The sequence below is a fragment of the Leeuwenhoekiella sp. NPDC079379 genome (assembly GCF_044542075.1).
Classification (GTDB): Bacteria; Bacteroidota; Bacteroidia; order Flavobacteriales; family Flavobacteriaceae; genus Leeuwenhoekiella.
The window spans coordinates 191,154-206,615 of the sequence record NZ_JBITTU010000006.1; the positions used below are offsets into that span (position 1 = coordinate 191,154).

15 protein-coding genes are annotated in these 15,462 nt (G+C 34.1%); 9 read left to right on the forward strand and 6 right to left on the reverse strand.

Annotation, left to right across the window (positions count from 1 at the left end; genetic code table 11):
• Positions 1–89: 89 nt before the first annotated feature.
• Entirely contained in the window at positions 90–554 is a 465-nt protein-coding gene (locus tag ACIGAM_RS12670; protein WP_396511809.1) for a cold-shock protein, read from the forward strand.
• On the opposite strand, the gene ACIGAM_RS12675 is transcribed toward ACIGAM_RS12670, so the two are convergent.
• From ACIGAM_RS12675 to epsC, 3 genes are read right to left on the reverse strand one after another with little or no spacing between them, the layout of a single operon-like run.
• Complete coding sequence (locus ACIGAM_RS12675; RefSeq protein ID WP_396511810.1) at positions 555–1,385, reverse strand: DUF1853 family protein; 831 nt, start codon at positions 1,383–1,385, stop codon at positions 555–557.
• Positions 1,382–2,266: a cysteine synthase CysM gene (cysM, locus tag ACIGAM_RS12680; protein WP_396511811.1), complete on the reverse strand. Its 885-nt coding sequence runs from the start codon at positions 2,264–2,266 to the stop codon at positions 1,382–1,384. Before cysM ends, ACIGAM_RS12675 begins: the two co-directional genes overlap by 4 nt.
• Positions 2,267–2,289: 23 nt before the next feature.
• Entirely contained in the window at positions 2,290–3,084 is a 795-nt protein-coding gene (gene epsC, locus ACIGAM_RS12685) for a serine O-acetyltransferase EpsC (protein ID WP_396511938.1), read from the reverse strand.
• 120 nt (positions 3,085–3,204) lie between these two features.
• On the opposite strand from epsC, the gene ACIGAM_RS12690 reads away from it, so the two are divergent.
• The 8 genes from ACIGAM_RS12690 to ACIGAM_RS12725 all read left to right on the forward strand — a co-directional run bounded on the left by ACIGAM_RS12690 (position 3,205) and on the right by ACIGAM_RS12725 (position 12,372).
• Positions 3,205–4,011 carry a tRNA pseudouridine(38-40) synthase TruA gene (locus tag ACIGAM_RS12690; RefSeq protein ID WP_396511812.1) on the forward strand — a complete coding sequence of 269 codons (807 nt, stop codon included), beginning with the start codon at positions 3,205–3,207 and terminating at the stop codon, positions 4,009–4,011.
• Between the two features lie 124 nt (positions 4,012–4,135).
• Entirely contained in the window at positions 4,136–4,681 is a 546-nt protein-coding gene (locus ACIGAM_RS12695) for a type 1 glutamine amidotransferase domain-containing protein (RefSeq protein WP_396511813.1), read from the forward strand.
• A 78-nt stretch (positions 4,682–4,759) separates the two neighbouring features.
• The gene (corA, locus tag ACIGAM_RS12700) at positions 4,760–5,866 is read left to right on the forward strand and encodes a magnesium/cobalt transporter CorA (protein WP_396511814.1); all 1,107 of its coding nucleotides are present in this window, start codon (positions 4,760–4,762) and stop codon (positions 5,864–5,866) included.
• Positions 5,867–6,025: 159 nt separating this feature from the next.
• Complete coding sequence (locus tag ACIGAM_RS12705; RefSeq protein ID WP_396511815.1) at positions 6,026–6,703, forward strand: DUF2461 domain-containing protein; 678 nt, start codon at positions 6,026–6,028, stop codon at positions 6,701–6,703.
• 115 nt (positions 6,704–6,818) lie between these two features.
• Positions 6,819–8,675, forward strand: coding sequence for a DNA topoisomerase IV subunit B (locus tag ACIGAM_RS12710; protein WP_396511816.1), 1,857 nt, complete (start codon positions 6,819–6,821; stop codon positions 8,673–8,675).
• A 50-nt stretch (positions 8,676–8,725) separates the two neighbouring features.
• Positions 8,726–11,353 carry a DNA gyrase/topoisomerase IV subunit A gene (locus ACIGAM_RS12715; protein WP_396511817.1) on the forward strand — a complete coding sequence of 876 codons (2,628 nt, stop codon included), beginning with the start codon at positions 8,726–8,728 and terminating at the stop codon, positions 11,351–11,353.
• A gap of 3 nt (positions 11,354–11,356) precedes the next feature.
• On the forward strand, positions 11,357–11,809 hold the full coding sequence (mscL, locus tag ACIGAM_RS12720; protein ID WP_396511818.1) for a large conductance mechanosensitive channel protein MscL: 453 nt from the start codon (positions 11,357–11,359) through the stop codon (positions 11,807–11,809).
• A gap of 125 nt (positions 11,810–11,934) precedes the next feature.
• On the forward strand, positions 11,935–12,372 hold the full coding sequence (locus tag ACIGAM_RS12725; RefSeq protein ID WP_396511819.1) for a response regulator: 438 nt from the start codon (positions 11,935–11,937) through the stop codon (positions 12,370–12,372).
• Here ACIGAM_RS12725 and ACIGAM_RS12730 read toward each other — a convergent pair.
• The 3 genes from ACIGAM_RS12730 to ACIGAM_RS12740 all read right to left on the reverse strand — a co-directional run bounded on the left by ACIGAM_RS12730 (position 12,369) and on the right by ACIGAM_RS12740 (position 15,329).
• Positions 12,369–14,309, reverse strand: a complete 1,941-nt coding sequence (locus ACIGAM_RS12730; RefSeq protein ID WP_396511820.1) for a tetratricopeptide repeat protein — start codon at positions 14,307–14,309, stop codon at positions 12,369–12,371. The genes ACIGAM_RS12725 and ACIGAM_RS12730 overlap by 4 nt on opposite strands.
• Before the next feature lie 155 nt (positions 14,310–14,464).
• Entirely contained in the window at positions 14,465–14,860 is a 396-nt protein-coding gene (locus ACIGAM_RS12735; RefSeq protein WP_396511821.1) for a DNA topoisomerase IV, read from the reverse strand.
• Between the two features lie 25 nt (positions 14,861–14,885).
• Positions 14,886–15,329 (reverse strand): helix-turn-helix domain-containing protein, encoded by a 444-nt coding sequence (locus ACIGAM_RS12740; protein WP_396511822.1) that lies wholly within the window; start codon positions 15,327–15,329, stop codon positions 14,886–14,888.
• Between the last annotated feature and the right edge of the window lie 133 nt (positions 15,330–15,462).

Sequence of the window (15,462 nt, forward strand, 5' to 3'; positions counted from 1 at the left end):
AAAGGTAAATAAATTACCATTCTTCATATCACACGTATCATTACCTCAAAAAACAATCTAGGCTAGTATTTATTCACCTAAAACAGATAATGGCTAAATCACAACAAACTTATAGCAAGACAGAAAGAGAGAAGAAGCGTATAAAAAAACGTGAAGAAAAATTAAAACGTAAAGAAGAGCGTAAAGCAAATTCTGTAGGCGGAAACTTTGAAGATATGATCGCGTATGTTGATCACAACGGAAATTTAACAGATACCCCGCCAGATCCTTCATTACGAGTAGAAGTAGAATTAGAAGACATTCAAATAAGTGTCCCTAAAACTACTGAAGAAGATAAGATAGCTGCAGAAGAAGCAAAATTTAGAAAAGGTAAAGTATCCTTTTTTGATCATTCTAAAGGTTTCGGATTTATTATTGATACCGAAAATCAGGAGAAATATTTTGTTCACGTAAGCGGAATTCTAGATGGCGAACTTAATGAAAATGACAAAGTCGCTTATGAACTAGAGCGTGGTCAAAAAGGTATGAATGCTGTAAGAGTTAGTAAAATTTAATTACCACCAGGTTGCAAAATGTCTTTTACAGACTTTAGTATTGCAATCTTTTACCCAAAACATACACGAGCGTTGTTCTTCTAGAGCAGCGCTTATTTTTTTGTAAAAACTTCTGTATGGTAAAAACTCTTCAAATTCTGATGGCTTACTTACCCAATCGTTTTTAGGTGGTATATAGTAAGTGTACTCGCTATTTAGAAAAAAGTCTAACTGCTCTCTTCTGAAGTAAATACCGGCGACGCAGTTTTGAAATTTAGAAATCACTTGATCTGTAGTAAATTTAAAAGGGACAAATATCTGCGCTTTAAAATATATTTGCTGCTCTATATAGCGATCTAGTAACCTTAAATCCTTTAAATACAATTGCGTATTCCTATTTTTTAAAATAGGAAATTGATGCTGACTCAATTTATTAAGTTTAAAAATCAATTGATCTTTTGCGTTAGGACCAATGAGTTTAGCGCGCCAGTCTCCTTCAATTTCAGGTCTGTAGAAATAAAATTTATACACCATTTCAAGATGTATTAATTTCTTTTCTTTATGATCTTCTAATATAAAATCTAGCTCACCTAACGTACGCTTATTTGCAATAATCTGTAAATTCTTAGCACGTATTGTATAATGCTCATTTTTTAAAGCAGCACTCATAAACACTTCCATTCGCTGACCTAAACGTATATTTTGAGGCATTACAAAATCATCAGGAAGCGTATCTGAAAAATTTTTTAATTGAAAATTTAAAAACGGAAATTCAAACGGAGCAAATATGAGTTGCTCCGTATTTAGAAATCCGGTGTATTGAAGTTGTAGTTTTTTAGGTTCTGGTTTCAATCGAATAAATCTGAAGATAGATATCGATCACCGCGGTCACAAATTATTGAAACTACAATACCTTCTTCTAACTGTTCGCAAAGTCGCAGTGCAGCTACTGTAGCACCGCCGCTACTCATTCCGCTAAAAATACCTTCTTCTTCAGCAAGTCGTTTTGCCATAACACGGGCATCTGCTTCACTAACTTCTATTACCTGGTCAACTTTTGAAGCATCAAATATTTTAGGGAGATACTCCTGTGGCCATTTACGTATGCCAGGAATACTAGAATCATCTGTAGGTTGTACACCTACAATTTGAATATCTTTATTTTGTTCTTTTAGATACGTTGAAGTGCCCATAATGGTACCTGTGGTACCCATTGAAGAAACAAAGTGGGTTACTTTACCTGCCGTATCTTTAAAAATTTCGGGTCCTGTTGTTTTGTAATGCGCTTTCCAATTATCAGGATTAGAAAACTGATCGAACATATAATAGCCTTCATTTTTTACTTTAGCTTCTGCAAAATCACGGGCTCCTTCAATACCTATTTCCTTTGAAGTTAAAATAACTTTTGTGCCGTATGCACGCATCGTTTGTACACGTTCTTTAGTTGCGTTTTCGGGCATTACAATTTCTAGATGTAGGCCGTATATAGAGGCTATCATAGCAAGTGCTATACCCGTATTGCCGCTGGTAGCTTCTATAAGTTTTGTGTCTTTATTAATGTCGCCGCGCTCTAATGCACTTGTGATCATATTAAAAGCAGCTCGATCTTTTACGCTTCCACCGGGATTTTGTCCTTCAAGTTTAAAAAGTAATTTAACTTTAGAATTTGTTTGTAAAACCCGGGATTCTACAAGGGGAGTATTGCCAATAAGGCGTTCTATTGAGTAATTCATAATCTATTTTTGAAATACCGAATTTATTTCTTTTCGAGCTCTCTAATCAGAATTTCGGGTTTGTGGGAAACCAGGGAGTAGGGTGGGACAGATTTTGTAAGCCAAACATTACCACCTATTAAACAATGTTCACCTATTACCGTCTCACCGCCCAGAATTGTCGCATTTGCATAAATTGTTACGTAATTCTCGATGGTAGGATGACGCTTTACCGCTTGTAATTCTTTAGAAACACTAAGAGCTCCCAAAGTAACTCCTTGATATAATTTAACATGATCTTTAATCACGGCGGTTTCACCAATTACGATCCCTGTAGCGTGATCCATAAAAAAATGCTCTCCTATGGTTGCTCCCGGGTTGATATCTACACCGGTTACCTGATGCGCATATTCTGTCATTAAGCGCGGTACAATAGGAAACCCTTTTTTATAAAGCGCATGACTTAATCTATAAATAGCTATTGCATAAAAACCGGGGTAAGCAAGATAAACTTCTTCAATGGTTTCTGCTGCAGGATCATTTGTATAAATCGCTTTAGCATCAAGGTTAAGTTTTCTAAGAATTTCAGGAAGTTCACTCACGTAGTCATCCCAAACTTTACTGCATTTTTTATCGAGTTCCCAGCAGGCAAGTTCTACAAGATCTTCAAATAGTCGCTCTAAACGGTCTAAATCTTCTTCGAGATTATTGGGAAAATTAAATAAAGTCGCAAATAATTCACGTGTAAAACGCTGTGTATCTTCCTTTAGTTTAAAATTAAGGTTAGCGTTTTGTTTGTGTGACCGTATTTGATTTACAATTTCTTTCTTGTTTACCATTGCTTTTAAGTTACTGTCAAATTTAGAGAATAGTATTTGCACAGTTTGATGTTCTGGTCAGGAATTTTCTCCTAAAATAAAAGAAAACCCCCTTCTCAATAATAGTTTTATTTTTGCATTATGTTTAATAAAGAATATTACTACTTACTTAAAATTCAATATCTGGGTTTTAGATACCATGGTTGGCAAAAACAACCAGATCTATTAACTATTCAACGTATGATGCAACGCACGTTGCGTTATGTACTAGGTCGCAATAATTTTAAATTCATTGCAGCTGGGCGTACAGATTCTAAAGTTTCAGTAAATGAAACCTATGTCGAGTTGATATTAAAAGAAGCTCCTCTTAATTTAGATACCTTTTTAACTGAGTTTAATGAAAACCTTCCGCAGGACATTAAATTGCTTAGTATTGAAAAAAAGGATCAAGGCGTGAATATTATTCAGGCTCCAAAATTAAAAGAGTATATCTATCTCTTTTCATTTGGCTCAAAAAATCATCCGTTTTGTGCACCTTTTATGATTAATATAAAGGGGAATCTAGATATAAATTTGATGCAGCAAGGTGCTTTAATGATGCAAGGAGAGCACGACTATCGTAATTATGCCTATAAATCTACTCCCGAAACGCAAACCTTTATGCACATTATCTCATCTTCAATAGATATTAATACTTTGTATTCAGCTAATTTCTTTCCGGAGACTTCCTATGTATTTAAAGTCGTAGGGGCAGGATTTAAAAGACATCAGGTGCGGCTAATGATGGGATCGCTTTTTGACTTAGGTAGTGGTAAAATGACATCAGAAGAGTTTGAGCAAAGTCTTGATGGTTCACAACCGTATCAACTAACCCATATAGCTCAAGCATCAGGGCTAATCTTACAACACGTAAAATTATCAGAAGAATCTTCACTTAAATTAACTTAAAGGTGGCTTACCTTAACAAAGCTTAACCCTTTGCTTGTAGGCTTTAACTGGGTATTAACCCGAGTCTAAAGACTATCCGACTAAATTTGCTAAGAAATATTAATGAACCAAAAAAACATATATTATGAAAAAGGTAGCAATATTAGCAACAAACGGATTTGAAGAAAGTGAATTGAAATCGCCTCTTGAAGCAATGAAGAAGGAAGGTTTTGAAGTTCATATAATCAGTGAAGAAGCGGGTACTATTAAAGCTTGGGATACAGATCATTGGTCTAATGATTATGATGTGGATAAAACTTTAAGTGAAGTTTCAGCTAAAGAGTATAATGCACTGGTATTACCGGGTGGAGTAATTAATCCTGATAAACTAAGAAGAAATGAAGATGCTTTGATATTTATTAGAGACTTCTTCAAACAGAAAAAACCGGTAGCAGCAATCTGCCATGCTCCACAACTTTTAATTAGTGCAGATGTAGTAGAGGGGCGTACAATGACTTCATTTAGTTCTATTAAGAAAGATTTAGAGAACGCTGGTGCATTATGGGTTGACCAGGAAGTGGTAGTAGATGAGGCATTAGTTACAAGCCGTAACCCTGATGACTTACCAGCATTTAATGCTAAAGTAATCGAAGAGATTAAAGAGGGTAAACACGATCTGCAACACGCTTAATTAATCTTATTATATAGAATTTTAAAAGTCCATCAATTGATGGACTTTTTCTATTTTTAAAACTCCTAATTAAGCACAATGTCTAAACGCGTAAAGTTAAAGAAGCCCAAACTCCCTAAACTGCCAAAAATTAGAGGCGCTCACCGAAAAATACAAAATGATATTCCGGGAACGCTTACTTATACAGGTATTAAAGATCAAAAGCACGTTACCATTGAATTGATTGATTATTCTCCAGAAACCCACCGGTATGAGGTTTATAATGACGTTTCAAAAGCTTTTAACAAGCAAGTGGCAGGTGAAATTTCTTGGATAAATGTAAATGGTCTGAGTCAAATTGATCAAATCGAAACGCTGGGTAAACATTACAACCTACACCCATTAATTCTTGAAGATATTGTAGATACCCAGCAACGACCTAAAATTGATGAATATCCTGACTATTTATTTATTGTATTCAAAATGCTGTACTACAATGAGCAGGGTGTATTTATGAATGAGCACATAAGTCTTGTAATAGGTGAGAATTACCTTATCACATTTCAGGAGGCAGATGGGGATGTATTTGACTCATTGAGGCAACGCATTGCCAACTCAAAAGGTCGCGTGCGTAATGCGGGTTCAGATTATTTGATGTTTGCAATAATGGATGCTGTAGTAGATCATTACTTTACCCTTATTGAGGCAATGAGTGATCGTATAGAAGATCTTGAAGATATTTTATTTGCTAATAATGCAGATCAAGACATTACACAAGATATACAAGAATTAAAGCGTGAAGTGTTGCGCATACGTAAAGCTGTATTTCCTTTTAGAGAAGTGGTAAATAGACTTGAAAAAATAGATAGTACACTAATTGACGAAAAAACAATTAGCTACATACGTGATCTTTATGATCACGTCACACAGGTAACAGATAGTATAGATATCTATCGTGAGATGACCTGGGGACTTATGGATATGTATATGACTACCATAAGTAATAAAATGAATGAGGTGATGAAAGTATTAACCATAATGGCGAGTATTTTTATACCATTAACCTTTATGGCAGGTATTTATGGGATGAATTTTGAGTATATACCAGAACTTCATCTAGAGTATGGCTATTTTTATTTGTGGGGTGCTATGATTCTTGTGTTTCTAGGATTACTTTATTATTTTAAGAGAAAAAAGTGGTTGTAAATACTATTAGTTTGATGCCTTTTAAATCTAAATAAATCGCAGTATCACTTTAAAAAAAAACATTTAAAACCGCTTGAAATGCTGTAATTTTGAAGTACTAATTTATGCTCCAAATTTGAGTTTAAATGAAATTCTTCAGAATAAAAATCAAAAAACTTAATGTCAATAACAGTACCTGGGGCTTACTTTAATTTTCTCAAAGAATTAAAAGAAAACAATACAAAAGAGTGGATGGATGCTCACAAAAGCACCTACCTAAAACTTGAAAAAGAATTTAAAGCATTTTGTGCTTCCACAAAAGACAGTTTAAACACTTTTGATCAAATAGAGCGTGCAAAGGTATTTAGAATTAATAGGGATGTGCGTTTTAGTAAAAACAAAATGCCTTACAAAACAAACCGGAGCGCGATATTTAGTAGGGAAGGAGTGCAACGTCGAGGCAGTTATTATTTTCAAATGGCACCGGGAAATAGTTTTATGGGAGGCGGTTTTTTTAGTCCGGAATCTCCAGATTTATTACGCATACGTAAAGAGTTTGAGTTAGACGCAGAACCCATAAGAGCCATTTTAAAACACCCAAAATTCAAGAAAGCATTTAATGGCTTTAATACCGAAGATCAGGTTAAAACCGCTCCCAAGGGTTTTAGTAAAGAAGATCCTAACATAGATTTGATACGCAATAAAAATTTCTTTGTAAATCACGCATTTACAGATGAAGAAGTTTTGGCAGAAGATTTTCAGGAAAACCTGATTACTCATTTCAAATTATTACTTCCGTTTTTTGACTATATGAGTGAAGTTTTAACTACAGATTTAAACGGAGAAAGTCTGCTGTAAAATTTTGGTAATCAATAGAATATTTAATTTTTTTAAAACTTTGTTGATTACTTTGACTTTTTCACCTTTTAAATCCGTTTTTGAAGTCCTATATTAGCAAACATCCCTTCATTTTATGGCAGAAGAAACTAAATATACCGAAGATAACATTAGATCACTCGACTGGAAAGAGCATATACGTATGCGTCCCGGTATGTATATAGGTAAATTAGGTGACGGTTCTAGTGCAGACGATGGGATATACATTCTTCTAAAAGAGGTTCTTGACAACTCTATAGATGAGTTTGTTATGGGGTCTGGTAAAACTATTGAAGTAAGCATTCAAAATAATCGGGTAATTATTCGCGATTACGGTAGAGGTATTCCCTTAGGTAAAGTTGTTGACGTAGTATCTAAAATGAATACCGGTGGTAAGTATGATTCAAGAGCTTTTAAAAAATCTGTAGGTCTTAATGGTGTAGGTACAAAAGCTGTAAACGCACTATCAGAATTTTTTAGAGTAGAATCTTCACGTGATGGTAAATCTGCAGCTGCAGAGTTTTCTCAGGGAAATTTAGTTAACGAAGAGTTTCTGGAAGAAACATCACGCAGAAGAGGTACTAAAATGACTTTTGTACCAGATGAAACCATATTTAAAAATTATAAATACCGAAACGAGTATGTTTCGCGTATGCTAAAAAATTACGTATACCTAAATCCGGGATTAACGATTGTTTTTAATGGGGAAAAATTTTATTCAGAAAACGGTCTTAAAGATTTATTAGGCGATCGCATTGCAGAAAGCGACACATTATATCCTATAATTCATCTTCGTGGTGATGATATTGAAGTTGCAATAACGCACAGCCGTACTCAGTATTCAGAAGAATACCACTCTTTTGTAAATGGTCAAAATACGACTCAGGGTGGTACACATTTAGCTGCTTTTAGAGAAGCTGTAGTTAAGACTATTAGAGAATTTTACAATAAAAACTACGATGCCTCAGATATTAGAAAATCTATTGTTTCGGCGGTAAGTATTAAAGTGATGGAGCCGGTTTTTGAATCACAAACAAAAACCAAATTAGGTTCTACAGATATGGGTGGTGAGTTACCTACGGTACGTACTTACATAAATGATTTCTTAAAAACAAAACTTGATAATTATCTGCACAAACATCCTGAAGCAGCAGATAAAATTCAACGTAAAATTTTACAGGCAGAGCGCGAGCGTACTGAGCTTTCAGGGATTAGGAAGCTCGCAAAAGATCGTGCAAAAAAGGCAAGCTTACACAATAAAAAATTAAGAGATTGCAGAGTACATTTAACAGACAGCAAAAAAGAGCGCAATCTTGAGAGCACCTTATTTATTACAGAGGGTGACTCTGCTTCAGGTTCTATCACAAAATCGCGCGATGTAAATACACAAGCAGTTTTTAGTTTACGTGGTAAGCCTTTAAATTCTTATAACATGAGTAAAAAAATCGTGTATGAGAATGAAGAATTTAACTTGCTTCAGGCAGCTTTAAATATTGAAGAATCGATGGAAGATCTTCGGTATAACAATATTGTAATTGCAACAGATGCAGATGTTGACGGGATGCATATACGATTGCTGCTTATCACGTTCTTTCTACAATTCTTTCCAGAATTGATTAAAGAAGGGCATTTGTATATTTTAGAGACTCCACTTTTTAGAGTGCGTAATAAAAAGAAAACATTCTATTGTTACAGTGAGCAGGAGCGTAGAGATGCGATTGAAGAATTAACAGGGAAGCCTGAAATCACCCGATTTAAAGGTCTTGGGGAGATATCGCCAGATGAGTTTAAACATTTTATAGGTGAGAACATACGATTAGCCCCTGTTATGCTTGACGAGGCAGTGTCTATAGAGCAGTTGCTAGAGTTTTATATGGGTAAAAACACCCCAGACCGGCAAAAATTTATTATAAATAATTTAAAAGTAGAATTAGATCCTGTTTTAGAGAATTAAAAATTCTAAGATCTAATAAGATTAAATACTAAACCTTTCCGAAGGCAACAATGAGCGAAAACTACGAAGATCCTAATTTAGAAGAGCAACCCGAAGAAGTAAATGCAGGAGAGACCATCACCCGTGTAACCGGGATGTTTAAAGACTGGTTTCTTGACTATGCATCTTACGTTATTTTAGAGCGTGCTGTACCCGCAATTGAAGACGGTTTTAAACCGGTACAACGCCGTATTATGCATTCTATGAAAGATCTTGATGATGGGCGCTACAACAAAGTTGCAAATATTGTGGGTCATACCATGCAATATCACCCACACGGTGATGCTAGTATTGCAGATGCAATGGTGCAAATGGGGCAGAAAGATTTGCTTATAGATACCCAGGGTAACTGGGGTAATACGCTTACCGGAGACAGAGCTGCAGCTTCTCGTTATATTGAAGCCAGACTTTCTAAATTTGCTTTAGAGGTATTGTTTAGCCCTAAAATTACAGATTGGCAAGCATCTTACGATGGCAGACGTAAAGAGCCTATAAATCTTCCTGTAAAATTTCCATTATTACTGGCTCAGGGAGCCGAAGGTATTGCGGTAGGATTGAGCACAAAGGTACTACCTCATAATTTTATAGAACTTATAGACGGTTCTATAAAACATTTACAAGGGAAGAAATTTACATTATTACCAGATTTTCCTTCTGCTGGTGAAGCAGATTTTAGTGATTACCGAGATGGTAAGCGGGGCGGAAGAATACGGGTGCGTGCAAAAATAAATCAGCTTGATAAGAATACTTTAGTTATTACCGAAATTCCTTTTAGTACCACAACTACTTCTCTGATTGATAGTATTTTAAAGGCAAATGATAAAGGAAAGATTAAAGTTAAAAAAATTGAAGATAACACCTCTTCTGAAGTAGAAATCTTAGTGCATTTACCACCTGGTTTATCACCAGATAAAACCATAGGAGCGTTATTTGCATTTACAAATTGTGAAGTGGCCATATCCCCACTAGGTTGTGTAATTGAAGATAATAAACCTCTTTTTGTAGGAGTGAGCCAGATGCTTCGTATTTCTACAGAACGCACTAAAGATTTACTACGTCAAGAATTAGAAATACAACTTCAGGAGTTAGAAAATCAATGGCATTACGCTTCTCTAGAGCGTATTTTTATTGAAAACAGAATCTATCGCGACATTGAAGAGCAAGATACCTGGGAAGGCGTTCTTAAGGCAATAGACGAGGGATTAAAACCCCATATTGCACATCTTAAAAGGCCGGTAATAGAAGAAGACCTGGTGCGACTTACAGAAATACGTATTAAACGTATATCTAAGTTTGATATTGATAAAGCACAGCAGAAAATCGAAGCTTTAGAGGTCGATATCGCTCAGGTTAAATTCCATTTAGCAAATCTTAATGATTTTGCTATAGATTATTTTAAACGCCTTAAAAAGGAATACGGGGCTGGTAAAGAACGTAAAACAGTTATTAGATTATTTGATGATATAGAAGCTTCCAAAGTTATTATACGTAACACAAAGCTTTATGTTAACCGTAAAGAAGGTTTTGTGGGTACATCCCTTAAGAAAGATGAGTATGTTACAGACTGCTCAGATATAGATGATATTATTGTATTTACCAAAGAAGGGAATATGATGGTTACAAAAGTTGATTCTAAGACTTTTGTAGGTAAAGATATTATTCATATTGCAGTATATAAGAAGAAAGATAAGCGCACGATTTATAATATGATTTATAAAGATGGGCCGGGAGGTGCTACTTATGTAAAGCGCTTTAATGTTACCAGTACTACAAGAGATAAAGAATACCCTATGACAAAGGGTAAAAAAGGTTCTCAGGTATTGTATTTCTCAGCAAACCCTAATGGGGAAGCAGAGTTAGTCACTGTGTATTTAAGATCTATAGGCAACGTCAAAAAACTCAAATTTGATCTTGATTTTTCTGATGTATTAATTAAAGGTAGAAACGCTAACGGAAACATTGTTACAAAACATTCAGTACGAGTAATAGATCTTAAGGAAAAAGGTATTTCTACACTTAGACCGCGTAAGATTTGGTTTGATGACAGTGTTAATCGTCTTAATGTAGATGACCGCGGGGAATTGCTTGGTGAGTTTAAAGGCGAGGATCGTTTGTTAATTATAACTCAGGATGGTATTGCTAAAACGATCATTCCTGAACTTACAACACGTTTTGATGATAAAATAATTGTACTTGAAAAATGGATCCCTGAGAAACCTATATCTGCAGTTTATTGGGACGGAAACAGGGAGCGTTATTATTTAAAGCGTTTTCTAATTGATAATCCTGAAAAGGAGGAACAATTTGTTTCTGATCACCCTAATACACAGTTAGAAATTGTGTCTACAGATTACAGGCCTGTTTTAGAAATGGGATTTTATAAAGACCGAAATAAAGAACAGAAACCGAATGAAACTGTAAATATAGAGGAGTTTATATCGGTCAAGGGAATTACTGCATTGGGTAATCAACTATATCCCGAAAAACTAAAACAATTAAATTTATTAGAGTCTTTGCCTTATGAATTGCCAGAGCCCGAAGTAGTAGAGCCCGATGATTCTGAAGTTAATTCTGCAGATGACTCAAACGAGGATGATAATGACCACGACGGTGATTTTTCTCAAGGTAGCTTATTTTAAATTATGGGTTTATTACAGGAGTTTAAGAATTTTGCTGTAAAAGGCAATATGGTTGACATTGCGATAGGTGTTATTATAGGAGCAGCTTTTCAAAATGTAATTGATGTTATTGTAAAAAAAGTAATGCTGCCGCCACTCTCACTTTTAACAGACGGGGTAAATTTTTCTGATAAAAAAATACTGCTTAGAGAAGCTTTTACTGGTACAGATGGCAAGCTAGTTGAAGAAGTTGCTATAGGTTATGGTGACTTAATAACCGTGATGATAGATTTTCTTATAATTTCTATAGTGGTATTTTTAGTTGTTAAGGTTATGAATTCTCTTAGGGCTAAAAGTGAAGATCACAAAGATAAAACTGTTGAAACTCCTAAGAATATTCAACTTCTCGCTCGATTGAATGACTTGATGGAGGAACAAAACAAAATTCTATCTGAAAATAAAACTAAGACCAACTAGACATTATCTAAATTAAGTACTTGTAAAAAAATTGCAACACTAGATAATTACTTTTATAGATTTCCATATTTTAAGTTAATCCTAACAGTTGTATCTGTTTTTTATAGTTTCTTTGACCCTTTAGTATGAGCAAGATAAAACTCTTGTTTAATTTTCTACAAATGCCAGAAACTCTAACAACGCTAAACATTTTAGCAGTTGATGATAACAAATTAAATCTACTATTACTCTCTCAACTTTTAAAATTATTGGGGTTATCTTCAGACTTAGCTTATGGCGGAGCAGAAGCTATTGAGAAAGCAAATAATAAAAAATACGATTTGATTTTTATGGATGTTCACATGCCAGATATAGACGGTTTTATGGCTACAGCAGAAATACGTAAGAATAACAAAGACACGATTATTTTTGCTTTATCTGCAGATAGTACGCAGCCTGCTATTAAGAGAGGACTTCTCGCTGGTATGAATGATTATTTGACAAAACCTATAGGGAGAAATCATCTGCATACAATTTTAGTTGATTACTTTGGTGAGCGTATCCCATCTATTAAAAAAAACTAATTTAAAGGTAAAACCAACTTTACCTGAGTACCTAAAGCTTCAAAATAGTCGTCATACAAGTCTACAACATCTAACTTGTACGAGTGTTTCAAATTTTTAGAAAAATTTTCTAGTCGCTTAAGGGTTAAGTTTATACCTATAGATTTTTTCTGTGTGTTTAATTTTTCAGAATCTAACTTCATTGTTTTCGTACGTCCTATGCCATTATCTGTTATTGTAATATTCACATAATTGGCTTGTGATTTTTTTATTGTAATACTCAATTTTTTTTCACCTTCTTTTGGCTGTAATCCGTGCCAAAGGGCATTTTCCACAAAGGGCTGTAAAATTAGTGAGGGTATTTTAATTCTTTTTAAATCAAGATTTTCTTCAATATTAATGGTATAATTTATTTCATTGCAAAATCTTATGTTTTCAATATTGATGTAAAGACGCATAGTCTCCAATTCTTCCTCTAATGAAATTTCCTTTTCTAGCGAGCTAGAAAGTATAGATCTAATTAGTTTAGAGAATTGATTAAGATATTCTATCGCTTCAGAAACATTATGGTTTTGAAGGTAAATTCGTATTGATAAAAGGGCGTTAAAGATGAAATGTGGGTTCATTTGAGAGCGCATTAATTTTTGCTCTGCGCTCAAGGTGCGTTTTTGGCTTTTAAGACGGTATTGTCTATAAAGAATAAATAGGAGAACGAGAATTAAAAAAAACACTACTAAAACTAGTATAAAACTTTTTCTGCTTTGCTCTAATTCTAATGTGGCAAAATTGTTTTGTTGTTCCAGAAGTTTGATAATATTTTTCTTCTGCTCACTATCGTATTTCATTATTAGATCTGAAACATACTTGTGGTTTGCCTCGTTGAGATATTCTTCTTGTACTTTTTGCGACAAGCGCTGATATTCTAAAGCTTTTTTATAATTACCTGTAGCATCCTTTAAATCTGAAAGGTGTAAATAAGACATACTTAGAAATTGCTTCAGATCATTTTCTTTAGCAATATTCATAGCATCTAAAAGGTATTTTTCACCTAAAACATAGTTGCCTAATTCACTATTTGCCCAGCCCATATTTACATACGCAAATGAGATATAAAATTTATCACCTATAGCCTCTGCAGTTAATAAAGTAGATTCTATAAGCTCTAATGCAATCTTTGGCTTATTTTGTTTCAGATAAACCTGACCTAAACTATTGTTACAAATGACCCTACCTAAGTCACTGTCAATGATGTTATTATACTTTAGAGATTCATTATAGTTATTGATAGCTTCTTCAAAATAACCACGTTCTTCATAGGTGATACCTAGATTTGCATAATTTATTGCAAGACCTAAATCACTCTTTAATGTACGTTCGTAGTTAATTGCTTTTTTGAAGTAGGTTTCGGCTGCTTTAAAGTCACGCAGCAGTAGATAAATATTACCAATACTATTTAATGAAATTGAAATTCCTCTGGTTAAAGTATTTGTCTGTACGGGTTGACTCTCTGCAAGCCTAAGAGCTGCATTATGCTTATCAAGTGCAGAGCGCACCGCATCAATACGTCTATATACAACACCGGTCATATTGAGAGCAGAAACCTGCATCTCAATATCTTTTATATCTAAAGCAATTTGTAAACTCTTTTCGTGATGCGCTAGTGCATCCTTATATTCAGAAATATCTCTTAAATAGATTCCAAACATATTTTCACCAAAAGATTCACCTAATTTATAAGGTACAATTTGGCTTTTTTGAATAAATTTTTTAATGAGAAGCGAGTCTCTTTTGAAGAAACCTGAATATTTATGAACTGAATCATAGTTACTAAACTGTTTCTCGAGAATGTAGTTAAGGCTTTCTTCTGGAGTTTTTTGTGCTTTGCATAAAAAAATATTCCCCACTAAGAAAACAAAAATAAGTATGGATTTAAATTCTTTAAGAAAGCTGAACCCCATAGATTAGACATTTATGATTAAATATAATCAACTTAAACTTAGGTCACTAATTAAAGAGATGCTTAGGATTGAGAAACTATAAATATTGAGATTTATACTTAGTTATAAATAGCTAAATTTTGAAACGAGAGGGTATTTTTTAAGAAGTATGAGCTCTATTCTATTTTCTTAGCTGTACCTTTTTGTTTATTGCTTTCTCCTACAAGTGCATATTCAAATGTATATACATCGTCTTTAGTTGTAAGAATTTTAAAGTGTAATGCTTTGCGATCACGCATTGATGTAGGATTTATTTTTTCTGCGATGTACTCACAATCATTAATCCATCGTATGCTTGAAGAATCTGCTTTCCCTTCATAAAAATCAATTTCAAGCGTATCATTACGCACGAACGTCGTTTTTACTACTTCACCATTTAAATAAGTTTCAAACTCAAACTTACCGGTCTTAAAATCGGTGCAGTTGCGCTCAGGGTTGTAACAGCTTGTTACTATTAAAGCTGTGAGTAAACTCAACGTAAACACTTTTATCATAGCAGAAGAAAAATACATTTTCTTCAAATTTACACCAGAAACTTTAAGGCACGAAATTCTTAAAGGTTCCATCTTTATAAAAAATGACGATTCGCTCAATTGCTTCCTGTTTGACTGGGGCTAAGCTTTCTTCTATAGAATCTGTAGGTTCTCCTGGCAAGACTTTTTTTAAACTTTCAGAAGGTATCGTTGTTGTTGATTCAAAATCCGCCTGTAGTTGATTTGAAGGTAATTTAGGAGCCGCGATAGGTTCGACAGTCTTTTTAGGAAAACTTCCTTTTCCATTTAAAAGCCAGTAAAGCTCGACTTCAGGAAAAGCTGAAACAATTTTCATTACAAATTCGAGACTAGGTTTATTTCTACCGGAAAGAATATGGGATATTGATGAACGACCTACTTCAATCTCATCTGCAAATGAAGTAGCATTCAAATCGTATTCATCCATTATACGTTGCAGTCGTTTACCAAATTGATCACTGTTTACCATTGTAACACCTGTCTAAAATTTAATGCGTTACAAATGTAAATAAACTAATCACAATAATCATATTACATTTGTAAACAGCCTTACTTTGTATTGAATAAAAAGATTAATATAGGTTTTATAACATACTTGTATT